Source organism: Micromonospora sp. NPDC003197, assembly GCF_053590565.1.
This window is the reverse complement of the sequence record NZ_JBSFTE010000007.1, coordinates 73,881-86,885: the sequence shown is the minus strand read 5'-3', so window position 1 is coordinate 86,885 and position 13,005 is coordinate 73,881. Positions and strand designations below refer to the sequence as shown.

9 protein-coding genes, 1 tRNA gene and 1 other RNA gene are annotated in these 13,005 nt (G+C 67.5%); 9 read left to right on the top strand and 2 right to left on the bottom strand.

The genetic code is table 11. The features are described from left to right. The first annotated feature begins 22 nt into the window (after positions 1–22). Both ssrA and ACWDV4_RS10215 read left to right on the top strand, forming a co-directional pair. Positions 23–398: a transfer-messenger RNA gene (gene ssrA, locus ACWDV4_RS10220) on the top strand. A 274-nt stretch (positions 399–672) separates the two neighbouring features. Then, positions 673–1,620 (top strand): hypothetical protein, encoded by a 948-nt coding sequence (locus ACWDV4_RS10215; protein ID WP_449976427.1) that lies wholly within the window; start codon positions 673–675, stop codon positions 1,618–1,620. A 147-nt stretch (positions 1,621–1,767) separates the two neighbouring features. On the opposite strand, the gene mdlC is transcribed toward ACWDV4_RS10215, so the two are convergent. Both mdlC and ACWDV4_RS10205 read right to left on the bottom strand, forming a co-directional pair. Next, a complete protein-coding gene (gene mdlC, locus ACWDV4_RS10210) occupies positions 1,768–3,378 on the bottom strand; it encodes a benzoylformate decarboxylase (protein WP_449976425.1) in 1,611 nt (536 codons plus the stop codon). Positions 3,379–3,523: 145 nt separating this feature from the next. Further along, on the bottom strand, positions 3,524–4,327 hold the full coding sequence (locus tag ACWDV4_RS10205) for an S-methyl-5'-thioadenosine phosphorylase (RefSeq protein WP_449976423.1): 804 nt from the start codon (positions 4,325–4,327) through the stop codon (positions 3,524–3,526). 79 nt (positions 4,328–4,406) lie between these two features. On the opposite strand from ACWDV4_RS10205, the gene ACWDV4_RS10200 reads away from it, so the two are divergent. The 7 genes from ACWDV4_RS10200 to ACWDV4_RS10170 all read left to right on the top strand — a co-directional run bounded on the left by ACWDV4_RS10200 (position 4,407) and on the right by ACWDV4_RS10170 (position 12,967). Further along, positions 4,407–4,763, top strand: a complete 357-nt coding sequence (locus ACWDV4_RS10200) for a VOC family protein (protein ID WP_449976421.1) — start codon at positions 4,407–4,409, stop codon at positions 4,761–4,763. An 11-nt stretch (positions 4,764–4,774) separates the two neighbouring features. Beyond that, the gene (locus tag ACWDV4_RS10195; protein ID WP_449976419.1) at positions 4,775–5,368 is read left to right on the top strand and encodes a YqgE/AlgH family protein; all 594 of its coding nucleotides are present in this window, start codon (positions 4,775–4,777) and stop codon (positions 5,366–5,368) included. A gap of 168 nt (positions 5,369–5,536) precedes the next feature. Beyond that, positions 5,537–5,609 (top strand) — tRNA-Ala (locus ACWDV4_RS10190). 666 nt (positions 5,610–6,275) lie between these two features. Next, on the top strand, positions 6,276–7,715 hold the full coding sequence (locus ACWDV4_RS10185; protein ID WP_449976417.1) for a DUF3375 domain-containing protein: 1,440 nt from the start codon (positions 6,276–6,278) through the stop codon (positions 7,713–7,715). Between the two features lie 11 nt (positions 7,716–7,726). Further along, positions 7,727–8,356: a DUF4194 domain-containing protein gene (locus tag ACWDV4_RS10180; RefSeq protein ID WP_449976716.1), complete on the top strand. Its 630-nt coding sequence runs from the start codon at positions 7,727–7,729 to the stop codon at positions 8,354–8,356. After that, positions 8,353–11,739 (top strand): ATP-binding protein, encoded by a 3,387-nt coding sequence (locus ACWDV4_RS10175; protein WP_449976416.1) that lies wholly within the window; start codon positions 8,353–8,355, stop codon positions 11,737–11,739. The genes ACWDV4_RS10180 and ACWDV4_RS10175 overlap by 4 nt, the downstream gene beginning before the upstream one ends. Before the next feature lies 1 nt (position 11,740). Further along, entirely contained in the window at positions 11,741–12,967 is a 1,227-nt protein-coding gene (locus ACWDV4_RS10170; protein ID WP_449976414.1) for a Wadjet anti-phage system protein JetD domain-containing protein, read from the top strand. Positions 12,968–13,005 lie beyond the last annotated feature (38 nt).

The window sequence follows — 13,005 nt, the reverse complement described above, 5'->3', positions numbered from 1 at the left end:
GACACACAGTGGCAGCCAACTAGGGGGTGACTGGTTTCGACTTCGTACGTTGCGGCAGGGGAAGCGAGCCGAGGAAGCCGACGTCGTCTCGTGAATCGGTCGTCGGAAACCAATAAGCGCCAAGCAAAATCGCGCTGACTTCGCTCTCGCCGCCTGAGGCGAGTAGCAAGTCTGTCGGCCTGGGAGCGCCTTCGACCCAGTTTGCCGGCATCAGCTAGAGGGCTGGCCAATCGAACCCGGTCGCGGGGTTCGTGCGGCGAGATTAATCAGCGACTGGGCCCGTCACACCGACTCGCTCGCGTGATCGGAGGGGCCGAGTAGAGGCATAGCGAGCTGCGCTCGGAGAAGCCCTGTCAAGGCGCCGAAGGACCCGGGTTCGATTCCCGGCACCTCCACGGACGACACTGCGGCCCCGGTCATCCCGACCGGGGCCGCAGTGCTTTCTGTCGTACCGACCGCGGCCGTAGCGCTTCCTGCCAGACCGAGCGGGGCCGCAGTGCTTCCTGCCAGACCGAGCGGGGCCGCAGTGCTTGCTTCTTCGGGCCTGATCCCTTCACTGCGGGTCTGTTTGTCAACGGGGTCGGTTCACCCTTCTGGCGGGTCTTTTCCCCCGTCCGAGGGTCTCTGTCGTGCCGGTGGAACCAGGTCCCGGGCGGTCACGTCTCACCTGGCATGCGCCGGTTCTCGGTCCTGCTGGGCCTTCCGCTGTTGATGACGATCGCCGCCTGCGCGCAGCAGGCTGGCCCCGCCCCTGGCGACTCGCTGCCGGACCGAGGTACGGCAGGCTTCGAACAGCGGGCATCGGACGTCGCGGCCGCTTGGCGTACGGCACCGAACCGGCAACCCTGGCAAACCGGGTACGTCCCGGTGCAGGACGCCACCGTGTTACCGGCCGCCCCGAAGTTCTCCGACGACACCCGACAGGCGTTCCTCGCTGGTTGGTACCGCCAGCAGGTCGAGTTGCCGTCGACCAGTCCGGCAGATGGGACCATCAACTTCCCGGACGGCAGCCTCACCGTGCCGCTGGTGAGCGCCGTTGACGCGTACCGGCAGATCGACCAGGGCGACCCGCCACCATGCCCGGCGCGGGCGGCGACCCCGCCGCCCACCACCGCGACCGGGCCGGATGGCAGCGTCAGCTCGACCCCGAGCACCGCGTGTATCCCGTTGACCGTGACCGGGGCCCAGCTTGGCACCGTCGCCATCCGTACCAGTCGGGGCGAAGCCCAGGTGCCAGCCTGGCTGTTCACGGTCGAGGAGCTGTCCTCGCCGGTGGCCCGGGTGGCGGTCGCGTCATCGGCCGTCGGGGCGGTACCGTCGCCATCCGTCGCGCCGCTCCAGCCCGGCACCGACCTCGTCTCAGCGCAGAGCGTCGCAGCCGTGGACGGCAACAAACTGACCTACCGGCTCGGCGTCGGTGCCTGCGACAAGGACATCACCCCGCTGGTGCTGGAACGCGACGACACGGTGGTGGTGAGCGGCCGGGTGACCCGCCCGAGCGGGGTGTGCACGGAACAACTGGTGATCCATCCGGTTACGGTCACCCTCGCCACGCCGTTGGGACCCCGTACGGTGCTCGACGCGGTCACCGGCGCACCGTTGCTGCTCACCCACAGCTGATTCCGGCGCACCGTTGCCGCTTACCCACAGCTGATATCTGGCCATCTGGCTGGAGCGAGTGCGCGTCTTCAGGCTTTCGGGTGTTAGGAAGGGCCCCTTCCTATGCAAAAAACGATAAGAAGGGGCCCTTCCTTACAACAAGCCGGATCAGCGGGCGGCGCCTTCCAGGATCGGCGGCACCTCGGTGCTGATCGGTACGGCGAGTACGGTCGGCCCGTCGACGGCCAGGGCGGTACGCAGTGCTTCGGCGATCTCGTCGGGCGTCTCGACCCGGCGAGCCTGGCAGCCGAAGCCGGCCGCGATCGCCGGGATGTCGAGCCCGGGCAGGTCCAGCCCGGGTACTCCCGGCGCGTGTTTGAACTCGGCGAACGCCTTGAGGATCGCGTACTGCGAGTTCACCGGTACGACGAACACCACCGGCAGCCGGAGCTGCGCCGCGGTCCACAACGCCTGAATCGAATACTGGAACGAACCGTCGCCGATGACCGCGATGACGGGTCGGTTCCGGCCGGTGTGCCGCTCGCCGAGGGCGATGCCGATTGCGGCCGGCAGACCGAAACCCAGCCCGCCGCTGGCCATGGTGAAGTAGGACGCGGGGCGGGTGATCGGCAGGTGGCGCCGCAACGCGGTCAGGTTCGACGGGGTCTCCTGCACGAGTACGCCGTCGGCCGGCCAGTTGCCGGCCAGCGTGGCGAAGAGCGCCTCCGGCGACAGTGGCAGCCCGTCGGCCGGGGCCGGTGCCGCCTGGCGGGGCGAGGGCATCGGCCGGTCCGAGTCGGGCAGCAGCTCGGCCAACTCCGTACAGGTGACCGTCGCGTCGCCGAGCAGGCTGTCGCCAACCGGGGCGCGGGCCGCCTCGTCGGGGTCGTCGGTGACGTGTAACAGCCGGGTGCCCGGAGGCAGGTAGTCGCCGGGCACGTAGGGGTAGTAGCGGAAGACCGGTGCCCCGACCACCAACACCACGTCGTGGCCGCGCAGCCGATCCGCGAGCGGCCCGATGGCGTACGGCAGGACGCCCTGGAACTGCGGGTGGTCCTCGGGGAAGCTGGCCCGTTCCGGGGCGGGGGAGGACCATACCGGGGCGCGTAGCTTCTCGGCCAGCCGTACCGCCGCCGGCCAGCCGCCGCCCCGGTCCACCGCCGCGCCGGTCACCAGCAGCGGCGTACGGCTGCGGGCGAGCAGGTCGGCGAAGTGTCGCAGCCGTTGCGGGTCGGGGGCGATCCGGGTGCTCACCTGACGTACGACGGGGGTGCCGTCGGCTGGCTGGTACCAGTCGTCCAGGGGCAGGGAGAGGAAGACCGGCCCGGCGGGCGGCTGTACGGCCATGGCGTAGGCGCGCATCATCGCCGCCGGGATGTCCTGGGCCCGGACCGGTTCGTAGCTCCACTTCATGTACGGCTGGGCCAGTTCGGTTGCCCGGGGACTGGTCAGTCGGGGTTCGAGCAGCAGCATCGGGCGGGCCTGCTGCCCGGCTGTCACGATCAGCGGGGTCTTGTTGTGCCAGGCGGTGACCAGGTTGCCCATCCCGTTGCCGGTGCCCGGTGCGGTGTGCAGGTTGACGTGGGCGGGCTTGCCGGTCGCCTGGGCGTACCCGTCGGCCATTGCGACCGCTGACGCCTCCTGGAGAGCGTGTACGTAGGTGAAGTCGGCGGGAAACTCCTGGAGGAATGGTTCCTCGGTGGAGCCGGGGTTGCCGAAGACGGTGGTCAGGCCAAGGTCACGCAGCAGGTCGTAGGTCACGTCCCGCACCGTTGCCATGACCGCCTCCCGCCCCCGGCGAACCGTAGCTTTCCGCGACTGCGTTTCACATCACCCTAATCGGGTGTAGCGGAATAATGGGGCAGTCCGCTCACGGCAGCTCGAACGGTCAGGGCAGCTCGAACGGTCGAGGTAGCTCGAACGGTCAGGGCAGCTCGAACGGAAGCGTGATGCCGTCCAGTGCGTGGACGCACGGACACTCGCGGGTGAGCGGCAACGCGGCGACCGCGTCCAGCAGCAGGTCCCGCAGCCGGGCGCTGTTCTCCCCGAAGACCCGGAACACCTCCTCCTGGGTGACCCCGTGTTCCCCCTCCACCCCGGCGTCCAGGTCGGTGACCAGGGCGATCGAGCTGTAGCAGAGGGCCAGCTCGCGGGCGAGCACCGCCTCCGGGTGCCCGGTCATGTTCACCACACTGCCGCCAATCGCCGTGTACCAGCGGGACTCGGCCCGAGTGGAGAAGCGTGGCCCCTCGACCACCACCACCGTCCCGCCGTCGGTGGCCGCGATACCCCGTTGGCCGGCCGCCGCCAGCAGCGTGCTCCGGCCGGTCGGGCAGTACGGGTCGGCGAAGGAGATGTGCACCGCGCCCTGGTCGTAGTAGGTCTGCACCCGGCCCGAGGTCCGGTCGATGAGCTGGTCGGGCACCACGAACGCGCCCGGACCGAACTCGGGACGGAGGCCACCGACCGCACACGGGGCGAGAATCTGCCGTACGCCGATGGAGCGCAGCGCCCACAGGTTCGCCCGGTACGGGATCAGGTGCGGTGGGTGGCGGTGATCCCGACCATGCCGGGGCAGGAACGCCACCGTACGGCCGCCGAGCTCGGCGATCGTGATCGGGTCGGACGGTGCGCCGTACGGTGTCTCGACGGTGTGTTCAACCGCCTTGTCCAGCAGGGCGTAGAGGCCGGAGCCTCCAATGACGGCGATTTCTGCTACAGGACCCACGGGCCTCCCCTTCGTACACAATCCGTCTGGCCGCCTCCAGACCTTAACCACCGCCAGTCGGACAAGTAGGGTGCGATGCATGGCGTTGACAGCGCGCATGGTGACCATCGACTGCGTCGATCCCGGACAGCTGGCGAAGTTCTGGGCCGAGGCGGCCGGCTACGAGCTGAAATGGCAGCACGAAAACGAGTTCGTGATCCTTGGTCCACCCGCCGACGATGACCGGGTGAAGATCGGCCTCCAACGGGTCGCCGAGCCCCGGGTCGGCAAGAACCGGGTGCACGTCGACTGGTTGGCCGACGATCCTGCGGCAGAGGTCGCCCGGCTCGTCGGCCTCGGGGCGGCAGTCCTCCGGGATCCGAGCACATCCGGGCTGACCTGGACGGTGCTCGCCGATCCCGAGGGCAACGAGTTCTGCGTATCGGCGCACGGATAGTGGCGTCTGGCATGCATGGGGAGGGGCAGGCGATCGGGGGACGGTCCATGGAGTCGATGACCGGGCGGTTGCTGGTGGCTACGCCCGCGCTCAAGGATCCCAACTTCGACCGCACCGTGGTGCTGCTCGTCGCGCACGAGGCCGGCGGTGCGCTGGGCGTCGTACTCAACCGGGCGACCGAGGTGGCGGTCTCCGACGTACTCGGGGACTGGGGTGCGTTGGCCCGCGACCCGGCGGTGCTCTTCGAGGGCGGGCCCGTCCAGCCCGAGTCGGCGATCTGCCTGGCCCGGATGCGTACCCCGGTGCGTCGGTTGAAGGGCTTCCACCCGATCACCGGCGCGATCGGTACGGTCGACCTCTCCGCCGACCCGGACCGGCTCCGGGGGGAGGGCATCAGCGGAATCAGGGTCTTCGCCGGTTATGCGGGTTGGTCGCCGGGTCAACTGGAGGCGGAGATTTCCGGCGGGTCGTGGTTCGTACTGGACGCGCTGCCCGGCGACGCGTTCGTGGAACGGCCGGAGGACCTGTGGTCGATGGTGCTGCGCCGGCAGGGCGGGATCATGTCCGCCGTTGCGCACTTCCCGTCAGATGTGGCGCTGAACTGACCCGACTGAACTGGTCTATAGCGGGATGAAGCGGGCGGCCAGTCGGAGGGGGACCCCTCGAAGATGACGGGGCCGCCGGGCATGTGTAATATTCTGCGCGGGCCTGAGAGATCAGGACGAAGCCGAGAGGTCAGGGGCGAGAGTCGCTGACATCGAGGCAAGCAGTAGGGGGCCGTGGCGCAGCTGGTAGCGCACCACACTGGCAGTGTGGGGGTCAGGGGTTCGAGTCCCCTCGGCTCCACCCTTATGAAACGCCCTGGTGAGGGACAGAATCCCACCACCAGGGCGTTTTTCGTTCTATCTGCTCCTAGCGCAGTGTCTGATCATGCGATGCCGTGCCAGATCATGCGACCGATCTTGACTTGACTCTCGTTGGTCGAGTCACGCCTCTGACGCGGCAATATCCACGCGTGTGCTTGCCCCTGGCAGGATTTGCTGACTGGCCGGGCAGCGCGGCGGGAATGTCAACGTCGACTCGACGCTGAAAGAGCAAGACGAAGCATTGGGTTTCGTATTCTGTAGTGCCACCGCCGGTAGCGTTACTTGCCGCGAAGAAGGTCTACCACTTGTGGTGGAAGATGGACGAGGTTTTTCCCGAACTCCGCGCCCGTGAACTGCGCTGCGACGACATTCCCGCCCCGAGTTTGGTCAACCGGGGAGAACATCTGAATCCGGCGGATACCGGCTATCGGTGCCAGGCTCTGCGGGAGCGAAGAAACGCCAGCGGAGACTACTGGCAATGGGTCGACACGAGAGTGCGCGTCAGTGACAACGAAGATGTCACGCTTGTCCCCTAGTATCCGAACCTCATGCTCGTCGATCGTGTCTTGGTCGTGCGAGTTGCCGGCCCGTAGCATTGAGCGTCGGCGTGTTGGCCGAGCGTGGACGTACCGGGTGAGGATGGTTGATGGAGTTCGACGACCTGGAGTGGCTTCGTCGAAACAGCCATGCCTGGCGGCTGCTGCGTGCCGACCACGCCGCGTTGGTGCTCAGCTTTCTCGGGCGGGTGTTCGTCGAGGAGAACGTCCGCTCCATCGCCGCGCCGGAGCTGGCGGCGCGACTGGACGACGAACTCTTCGCACTCAACGAGCGACTTGGCGAAGGCACGTTTCCGCGTACGGCAAAGGCATACCTGGACGACTGGGCTCAGCCGGAGGTCGGCTGGTTGCGCAAGTACTACCCGCCCGGTTCCGACGTGGTGCACTTCGACGCGACCCCGGCGGTCGAGCGTGCGTTGACCTGGGTGCATTCCCTACGCGAACGCTCCTTCGTCGGTACGGAGTCCCGGCTGAACATCGCGCTGGAGTTGCTGCGGCAGATGGCCTTCGGCGCGGAAACCGATCCGGAGCTGCGGCTGCGGGAGCTGGAGGCCCGACGCGCGGAAATCGACGCCGAGATCGCCAAGGTCCAGGCGGGCGAGGTCGACCTGCTTGACCCGGCGGGACAACGCGACCGGTACCAGCAGTTCGTGTCGACTGCGCGCGGCCTGCTCGCCGACTTCCGCGAGGTCGAAGCGAACTTCCGTATCCTCGACCGAGGGCTGCGGGAACAGATTGCCACCTGGGACGGATCGAAGGGGCAGCTCCTCGACGAGGTGGTGGGCAGCCGCACCGACATTGCCGAATCTGACCAGGGCCGCAGTTTCCACGCCTTCTACGACTTCCTGCTTTCTCCGCAGCGCCAGCAGGAGTTCAGCGATCTGCTTACCCGGGTGCAGTCCCTGGACGTGATCGGCGAGTCCGACCCGAGGATGCGACGTATCCACTATGACTGGCTGGACGCGGCGGAGCGTACCCAGGCCACGGTACGACTCCTGTCGGAGCAGCTGCGCCGGTTCCTGGACGACCAGGTCTGGCTGGAGAACCGTCGGGTGATGGACATCCTGCGCGGCATCGAGTCGAAGGGCCTGGCCCTTCGGGACCAGTCGACCGCCATGATCACGTACGAGATCGACGCCATGGCACCGCAGATCGTGTTGCCGATGGAACGCCCGCTGTACCAGCCGCGGGTGAAACAGGTGCTGGACAGCAGCAGCGTCGACGCCGAACCGCTCGACGTGGACGTGTCGGCGTTGTTCGAGCAGGTGCACGTCGATCCGGTGCGGCTGGGCGGGAACGTCCGCGCCGCGCTCGTCGGAACCACCCAGGTCTCACTGCCCGAGTTGGTGGCCGAGTACCCGTTGGAGCAGGGGCTGGCGGAGCTGATGACCTATCTGTCGCTGCACGACGACGACTTCGACGTCGTGTTCGATGAACGGAATCGGGAGCAGGTGCGCTGGCGCGACAGCGACGGTCAGCTCCGCGAGGCGGCGACACCTGCCGTGGCATTTGTCCGTAGAACTGCGTAGAGCGGGTGAGTATGACCAGGGCAGCCCGGCAGGCGGAGCCGGACCTTTCGATTGCGGTGACCCACCTGATGAAAGGGGCGGTCTACCGCGATGCTCATCCGGTCCCGTGGCAGCACCTGACGCAACTACAGCCCCAGGTCCGGGACTACGTCGCGGTGCTGGGGCTGACCGTCGTGATCGACGAGGCCGAGGGGTACGCCTTTCTCCGTTCCCGCCCCGAGGAGGCCGATGCCGAAGCGTCGGCGGTGCCCCGACTGATCCCCCGCCGGTCGCTCTCCTTCCACATCAGCCTGCTGCTGGCCCTGTTGCGCAAGAAACTGGCCGAGTTCGACACCAACAACAGCGACACCCGGCTGGTCCTCACCCGGCAGCAGATCGTCGACATGCTCACGACCTTCATGCCGACCTCGATCGGCGAGGCACGACTGATGGACCAGATCGACACGCACCTCGGCAAGGTCGTGGAACTTGGCTTCCTGCGCCGGATCAACGACGGGGACGCCAGCTACGAGGTGCGGCGCATCATCAAGGCCTTCGTCGACGGCCAGTGGCTCGCCGAATTCGACGCCCGCCTGGCGGAGTACGCCGCCGAGCTCGACCCTGACCATGCCAGTAACAGTGACCGGAGGGCCGCTCGATGACCGAACCATCGACGCCGGACGCGATCGCACCGCTTGCCGGATTCCGGCTACTGCGGCTGGAGCTGCGCAACTGGGGCACCTTCGACGGGCGAGTCTGGACCTTTCAACTGGGTACCGCCAACGCGTTGCTCACCGGCGACATCGGGTCCGGCAAGTCGACCGTGGTGGACGCGATCACTACTCTGCTACTTCCGGCGCACAAGATTTCGTACAACAAGGCGGCTGGGGCCGAGACCCGGGAGCGTTCGCTGCGCTCGTACGTCCTGGGTTACTACAAGTCGGAGCGCAACGAAGCGACGGGTGCCTCCCGTCCGGTCGGGTTGCGCAGCGGCAGCAGTTACTCGGTCATTCTCGGCGTGTTCCAGAACCCGGCCACCGGGGCCACGGTCAGCCTCGGGCAGGTCTTCTGGACCCGGGACGGTAGCCAGGGGCAGCCGGACCGGTTCTTCGTCACGGCCAGCAGTGAGTTGACCATCGCGACCGACTTCACCGACTTCGGTACTGAAATCGCGCAGCTCAAGAAGCGGCTACGGCAGGGCGGCGCGCGGGTCCACGACCACTTCCCGGAGTACGGCAAGGACTTCCGTCGTCGCCTCGGTATCGCCTCGGACCAGGCGATGGACCTGTTCCACCAGACCGTTTCGATGAAGGCGGTCGGCGACCTCAACGACTTCGTCCGCAATCACATGCTGGAGCCGTTCGACGCCGCTGACTGGATCAAACGGCTTGTCGACCATTTCGACGATCTCACCCGGGCACACGAGGCCGTGGTGAAGGCCCGCGAACAGCTCGCCGATCTGAAACCGCTGCTGGACGCCTGCGACGCGTACGACACGCACGAGACGCAGATCAGGCTGCTCGACGCCCAGCGCGCCGCGTTGCCCTACTACTGTGCCCGGGGCCGGGCCGAGCTCTTCGACGCCCAGGTCACCGCCCACCGGAAGATGCTTGCCGAGCAGCAGGACCGGCTTACCGAGGTCAAGCTGCGCCTCGGTGACCTGGACGCCGAGCGGGGCAGGCTGGAGTTGGAGCGTGCCGGGCACGGCGGTGCCCGGATCGCCGACCTCGAACGGCAGATCACCGATACCGAACGCATTCGGACGGAACGCCAACAGCGCTTCGACCGCTACAACAGTCTGCTCACCGAGGCCAGCCTGGAGCGGATCGAGGTTGCCGAGCAGTTCACCGTACGGCGGCAGGAGGTCGTCGACGAGCTTGCCCGCGGCGAGCAGGACCGCGCCGAGCGGCAGAATGCGCTGACCGACGCGTCTGTCGTGGTGCGGAGCCTGGAGGAGCAGGAGGCAGAGGTCAACGCCGAGCTGCGCAGCCTCCGCGAGCGGCGCAGCAACATCCCCCGGCGACAACTCGACCTGCGGGCCCGGATCTGCGAAACACTCGACCTGCCGGAGTCGGCGCTGCCGTTCGCCGGTGAGCTGATCCAGGTACGCCCCGCCGACGCCGACTGGGAAGGCGCGGCCGAACGGGTTCTGCACGGGTTCGCGTTGTCGTTGCTGGTGCCGGACGAGCACTATGCGGCGGTCGCGGACTGGGTCGACGGTCATCATCTGGCGGGCCGACTGGTCTACTACCGGGTGCCGGCCGTCCTGCCCCGCCAACCCGACTCGGGGCTAAGCGATCCGCAGGGGATGCTCTTCGCAAAACTGATGCTCAACGAGTCGCCGCTGCGGCCCTGGCTGGACCGCGAACTTCGCCGTCGGGCGGGTTACCAGTGTGTGGACTCGATGGTCGAGTTCCGTCGCGCCGACCGGGCGGTAACCCGGGCCGGGCAGGTCAAGGATGCCGGCGGCCGGCACGAGAAGGACGACCGGTCACGTATCGACGACCGTAGCCACTATGTGCTCGGCTGGAGCAACGAACAGAAGATCGAGGCGCTGGTCGCGAAGGCGGTGGCGCTGACCGGGCAGAAACAGCGGGCGGTAGCCGCTCGGGACCGGCTAGTGGCCGGGCTCAACCAGCTCACCCAGCGGCTCGGCATCCTGAGCAAACTCGTCGAGTTCACCTCGTTCACCGAGCTCGACTGGCCGTCGTCCGTTGGCCGGGTCCAGCAGTTGCGTCAGGAGAAGCAGCAGTTGGAGGCCGCTTCGGGCGAGTTGGAACGGGTCACCTCCCAACTGCGGCTGGTGACCGACGAGATAACTCGACTCGACGCCGAGCGTGACCAACTACAGGGCCGGATCGGGCAGGTCAGGGAGCAACTCGACCGGGCTGAGCGTGGGCAGCGGGACGCCGAACGGTTGCTGCGTGACCCCGGTTACGACGCTGCGGCCGAGTCGTTCGAGGCGCTCACCAGGCGGATCGGTGGCACCGCGCCCACCCGGCCAGAGGGCTACGACCAGCTCCGGTACGACGTGGAGCGGCAACTCACCGCAGACCGGGACGACGCCAGCCGGAAACAGGGGCTGGCGAGTAACCGGGCGGTGGGCCGGATGGCGGAATTCCGCCGGAAGTATCCGGTGGACACGGCCGAGCTCGACAACTCGATGCAGGCCGCCGGAGAGTATCGGGCGCTGCGTGAGCGGTTGGTTCGCGACGACTTGCCGCGGTTCGAGGCGGAGTTCAAGACCTACCTGAACACGAACACGATTCGGGACATCGCCGGCTTCCAGTCGCAGCTGCACAAGCAGGCCGACCTGATCAAGGAACGTATCGAGATCATCAATCAGTCGCTGGTGGACATCGACTACAACCACGGTCGGTACATCAAGCTCGACGGAAACCCCACGCCCAACGTCGAGGTCCGCGACTTCGTCAACGAGCTGCGGGCCTGCACCGACAACACGCTCGCCCGGGACGACTCCGACCAGTATTCGGAGCAGAAGTTCCTCCAGGTCAAGCAGATCATCGAGCGGTTCCGTGGCCGGGAGGGCTACACCGACGTCGATCGGGCCTGGGCGCGACGGGTGACCGACGTGCGGAACTGGTTCGTCTTCTCCGCCTCGGAGCGGTGGCGGGCCGATGACACCGAGCACGAGACGTACACCGACTCCGGTGGCAAGTCCGGGGGACAGAAGGAGAAGCTGGCGTACACCATCCTGGCGGCATCGCTGGCCTATCAGTTCAAGCTTGACTCGGCCCCGGCCGGGGTCAGCACCTTCCGTTTCGTGGTGATCGACGAGGCGTTCGGCCGAGGTTCGGACGAGTCCACCCGGTTCGCGCTCGCCCTGTTCCAGCGCATCGGCCTGCAACTGCTGATCGTGACCCCATTGCAAAAGATTCACGTCATCGAGCGGTACGTCGACGCCGTCGGATATGTCGACAACCGCAACGGCAATTACTCGCGGTTGCAGAGCCTGACCATCGCGGAGTACCGCGAGCAGCGGCAGACGCACGAGCGTGGCCAGACGCTGGTGGGCGGTGCGTGAGATGGCTCGGAGTGAGCCCCGCCGGCCGGCACCATTGACCGGGCGGGCGTTGACCGGGGCGGCCTGGACCGAGCCGGCGGATCTGCTGGCCAAGCTGCGCAAACGCTGGGACTCCGGCGAGCTCCTCGGGGCAATGTCCCGGCAGGAACCGTGGGAGCCGCTGGTCGTACCGCTGCGGGCACCGACGGCGAGGGAACTGGCCGACCAGTTCGGTGCCGCCCAGGACTGGGTCGCTCGCTGGCACAAGATCGACCCCAAACTCGTACGCCTGGAATATCGGACCATCGGCGGCCGACGTGTCGGCAGCAACCAGGTGCCCAGCCGAGCGGTGATCGAGGAGCGGCAGCAACTCTGCGTCTTGCTTGGTGTCGCCGGTCAGGTGCAGACGTTCACCCGCCTGCTCGACGCCACCCGGGCCACCGCACCCGCCCTGGTCGACTGGATGACGGACCACCCGATGAAGGTCCTCGATCAGGCGAGCCGCTGGTCACGCCTGGTGGAAACGGTCATCTGGATCGACCGCAACGCGCGGGCGGACCGGTATCTACGCCAGGTCGACGTGCCGGAGGTGGACACCAAGTTCATCGAGCAGCACAGGGGTCTCCTGGCTGCGCTGCTCGACTGTCAGCTCGCCCCCGAACGAGTTGCCCCGGACTACCCGCCGGCCCGGTTCGCCGAGCGGTACGGATTCCGGGTCAAGCCGGTCTACGTACGGTTCCGGGCACTGGGCGATTTGCCGTCGGCGCTGGGGCCGTACCGGGAAATGACGCTGCGCGTCGAGGAGCTGGCGGCGACGCCGCTCGATGTAGCTCGGGTGATCGTGGTGGAGAACGAGGTTACCTACCTGGCCCTGCCGCCGGTGCCTGACTCGATCGCCGTGCTCGGCGGCGGCTACGCCCTCTCCGGACTACGGCCGCTGAGATGGTTGCACGACCGTGAGTTGATCTACTGGGGTGACATCGACACGCACGGCTTCGCCATTCTGGACAGGCTGCGCCAGGTGTTCCCGCACGCCCGATCGGTTCTGATGGACCGGGAGACGCTGCTGGCCCATCGGGTGCACTGGGGGAGCGAGCCGACCCCGGTTCGGGCGGATCTCGTCCACCTGCGGCCGGACGAGGCCGAACTCTATGCCGAACTGCTCGCCGGCACCTTCGGCCCAGCGCTGCGCCTCGAACAGGAACGGGTTCGGTTCAGCACGGTCGAAGCCGCGCTGTTCGCCTCCTAACAACCAGGGCACACCGATTGCCTGCCCATTTGGGCAGC